We start from the raw sequence: 3,330 nt of genomic DNA, 5'->3' as shown, positions 1-3,330 counted from the left end.
CATCTGGCCACCGACCCCGCACCCCTGGACAGCGGACCCATCCCACCCACCTACCCCACCACCTTCGCCGACGACGAAGCCCACACCCCCACCTGCCCCTACGGCCCGACCCCATAACCCCCACCCACACCACCGGAAGGCAAACCACCCGCCATGAACAGCCCCACCAGCCGCCTTCGCGGCACCGCGAAACCCTCCACGCTCCAAATGAGCCCACCGTCCCCAAGTCCGGCCCGGCCTGGTGAAGCCACATTGCTCACCACCCTCGGCGACGACGGCTACATCGCACTGCGCCGCCACCGCCAGGCCACCCACACCGCCCTCGGAACACTCGCCCAACTCCTATGCGACACCGCCCGCGAAGCCGACCGCCTCCACACCACACTCCGCCGCCACGCCACCAACGCCCGCGACCACCTCAACGACGCACTGACCGACCAAGGTCCACCCCACGCCGACGCGACCGCCATCCACTACGCCAGCCGCGCCACCGAACTCCACGCAGCCCGCTACGCCCAGCAGATGCACCAGCTCGACCTGGTCCTCGACGCCTACCAGACCGCCCTCCTGGCCGTCTAAACACCCTCAGCGACCACACCCCGGCGTCTCCAAGCCGACGGCACAGCAGAGCCCGCACGCCTGCCCGTGACCCGCCACCCCTCATGGCACTCATCTGGCGCGCCATGTGAAGCGCCTGGCAATTCCCCAAACCATTCCCCGAAAGGTAGAACCCTCATGTCGACTCCCGGCCTGCAGGACCACCGCGTTCTCGTCCACCAGATCCTCGCCCGCAGTTACCGCCTGCTCCAGCGCGTCGGCACCAACACACCAGCCCCGTGCGCCGACATCCTGCACACCGCAACCGAGAAGATCTGCAACCAGCACGCCAGTCACCTCTCAACCCACCACGCGGCGTGGCTCGAAGCCGAAGCCGCCTCACACATCGTCACAGCCGCCGGATGGCACACCACCGGCCTGACCGACCCCGCCCTACCGCACCTCCTCACCCGCCTCGACCAACGCCCCCACCCCGCCCGGCTGCGCCTGCTGGAGACCGCTGCCTACCGCACCAACCCCGACCGCCCCACCGCCCCCGTCGCGGCTTCCATGCCCCGCCAGCGCGCGGCAGATAGCGCACCGCGCCCCAGACGGGTAGGACCGTGCCCCTGCGCATGTAACAACGGCGGTTCCTGCGGCGGCTGCGGGCATGCCGGGTGCGGCGGACGACGCCGCTAAACCGGGTACGAGAGAGCTGTCCAGCGCCCCGGACGCGGGTCGCTGGACAGAGACCGCATCCGTAAGGCGGTTTGCGGCCGTTCCCGTCTCACGTGCCTGCATGGTTTTGCCAGCCATCAACTGCCCCGGCGCAGCGCGCGAGCCCTGCATCGGGGCAGTTGATGGCTGGCTCAAGTCCTCGCACAGATGCTTCCCGGTACGGGCCTTGTCAGCGGCAACTCCTACACTCTGCTGATGCGACAGGCTCCCGGAGGCTCAGTGGCAGGAACTCGCATGCTGGGGGCTGCTGGACGGGGATGGTCGTACGGGTTCCCGCCCGGGCAAGTCCTAGCAGTTCCGCAGGCCGAATGGGTCAGGTCGTGACCTATGCAGGGGGCAGGACATCCTGCGCAGGATGGGGCTGAGGACGTCGATGCTGGGGCTGTCGTTGAGTGCCCATGCCTTGCGTATCTGGGTGATGAGGGTGCGTGCGCTGTACGGGGAGATGACCAGTTCGAGGCGGGCTTCTGCTAGTCGTTCGTGAGCACCGTAGGCACTTTGCGCGCGGGCGCGTTCGCTGCGTCGGTCGAGTCCTGGGGCGGTGAAGATTTCCAGCAGGGTGAGGGAGAAGTAGCTGTAGGCAGCGGCTTCGTCGATGAGCTGGCGGGCGGTGTCGGTGATGTCTCCGTGAGTCGGCTGGCTGCTGGCGGGCTGGTGGGCGAAGTGTTCGAGGGCGTGGATCAGCGTCCCGTCGGAGCAGGCGCACTGTGAGGTCTTGAGGTGTCCGCAGAGCGTGCGGAAGTCGCTCAAGATGCCGCTGGTGTCTTGGGTCCATTGCTGCTTGCTCAGCAAGGTTCGGAATCCCGCCAGTGTTTCGGAGAGTTCTTCGAGGATGAGCTGACGTGCGATGTGGGCGAGTTCGTGGGTCTCGGTTTTGGCTTGTATCTCTTCGATCTGCAAGCCGTAGCGCAGCATGTCGCGCAGGAGGCCACCGGAGAGGCTGTGGGTGAGGAGCGCGGTGTGGGGTGTGTGGTGCTCTGATCGTTTTTCTAGGATGGCGTTGGCTTCTTTGAGGGTGCATGCCTCGACGTGGATGATGTCGTCGAGTGAGCTGTCGGTGACGTCCCGGTGGGGCAGGCCGCGGCGGACGCAGCGCCGACGTCTTCGGCGACGGAGATCAGGTAGTAGACGTGGCGGACGCCGAGGATGGCTTTGATCTCGGCGAGGAAGGCCAGTGCCTGTGCGTCGGAGCTGAGGCGGTCGACTTCGTCGATGGCGATGAGGACGCGCTGCCTTCTGGCGGCCAGGGTGTCGGCGATGCTGGTCAGAAGGTCGCGGAACTCTTCGACCAGCGCGGGGAAGTTCGGTGGCATGGTCGAGATGGATGTGGCGTGAGAGCCGCCCAGCGTCATGATCTGAGCGGTGCTGTTGGAGAGGGCGTTGGTCGTCGTCTGGATGGTCTGCAGCCGGTAGAGGTGGTTGCGGCAGCGGGTGACGAGGCGGGGTTCTGCGGGGGTGGGCCGCCATCCGGCAGCGCGGGCGAGCAACGTGCCTGTCACCAGGCCAGCGAGCCGGAGAGGGTTTTGCTCATCCGCGAGGAGCGCGTAGGTCGAGGGTGTGCGGATGAGGAAGTAGAGGAGGTAGGTGCCCAGGAAGGTGGCGAGAAGCTTGCAGACGTCGCTGGCGTACAGCGTCCATCGCCCGAGATCCAGATGCGCCTTCTGTACTCGCTCCGAGAGGCTTGCCGTGAAGACGTAGAACCATCCGGCGGCCAGCAGCGCGGCCGCGAAGACGGTGTCGAAGTGCACGTCGTATGCGAGCTGGCGTAGCTGGGGGTCGAAGAAGGCGCTGGCCAGGCTGCCGATAGCGATGAGGATGCCCACGTTGGCTCCGAGCCTGGTCCATAGCCGCCCCAGTGCTTGGGGGAGCCAGGGGTCGTGGCGGGAGCGCCACCACGCGATACCGAGGATGCTGATCGTGACGCTGGTGACGACGGCGTGCCCGCTCCACACCTCGTGGATCCAGTTTTGGAGGGCGGCCGCCCAGGCGTGGGCGTAGTCGGACGCGGAGGCTTCGTACCGGGTATACAGAGAGTGTTTTCGCCGGGCAGTTTTG

4 protein-coding genes are annotated in these 3,330 nt (G+C 66.8%); 2 read left to right on the top strand and 2 right to left on the bottom strand.

The features are described from left to right. Positions 1-252: 252 nt before the first annotated feature. Positions 253-579: a hypothetical protein gene (locus JK363_RS41055; RefSeq protein ID WP_201883430.1), complete on the top strand. Its 327-nt coding sequence runs from the start codon at positions 253-255 to the stop codon at positions 577-579. Positions 580-735: 156 nt separating this feature from the next. After that, positions 736-1,236, top strand: a complete 501-nt coding sequence (locus tag JK363_RS41050; RefSeq protein ID WP_201883429.1) for a hypothetical protein — start codon at positions 736-738, stop codon at positions 1,234-1,236. Between the two features lie 327 nt (positions 1,237-1,563). On the opposite strand, the gene JK363_RS41045 is transcribed toward JK363_RS41050, so the two are convergent. Together JK363_RS41045 and JK363_RS41040 are read right to left on the bottom strand one after the other, a co-directional pair. Next, a complete protein-coding gene (locus JK363_RS41045) occupies positions 1,564-2,190 on the bottom strand; it encodes a hypothetical protein (protein ID WP_201883428.1) in 627 nt (208 codons plus the stop codon). 74 nt (positions 2,191-2,264) lie between these two features. After that, positions 2,265-3,330: P-loop NTPase fold protein (locus tag JK363_RS41040; RefSeq protein ID WP_215911754.1), on the bottom strand; the 1,066-nt coding region annotated here is incomplete at its 5' end.

The organism is Streptomyces coffeae (genome assembly GCF_016741875.1).
GTDB lineage: Bacteria > Actinomycetota > Actinomycetes > Streptomycetales > Streptomycetaceae > Streptomyces > Streptomyces coffeae.
This window is presented reverse-complemented; position numbering and strand designations above follow the sequence as displayed.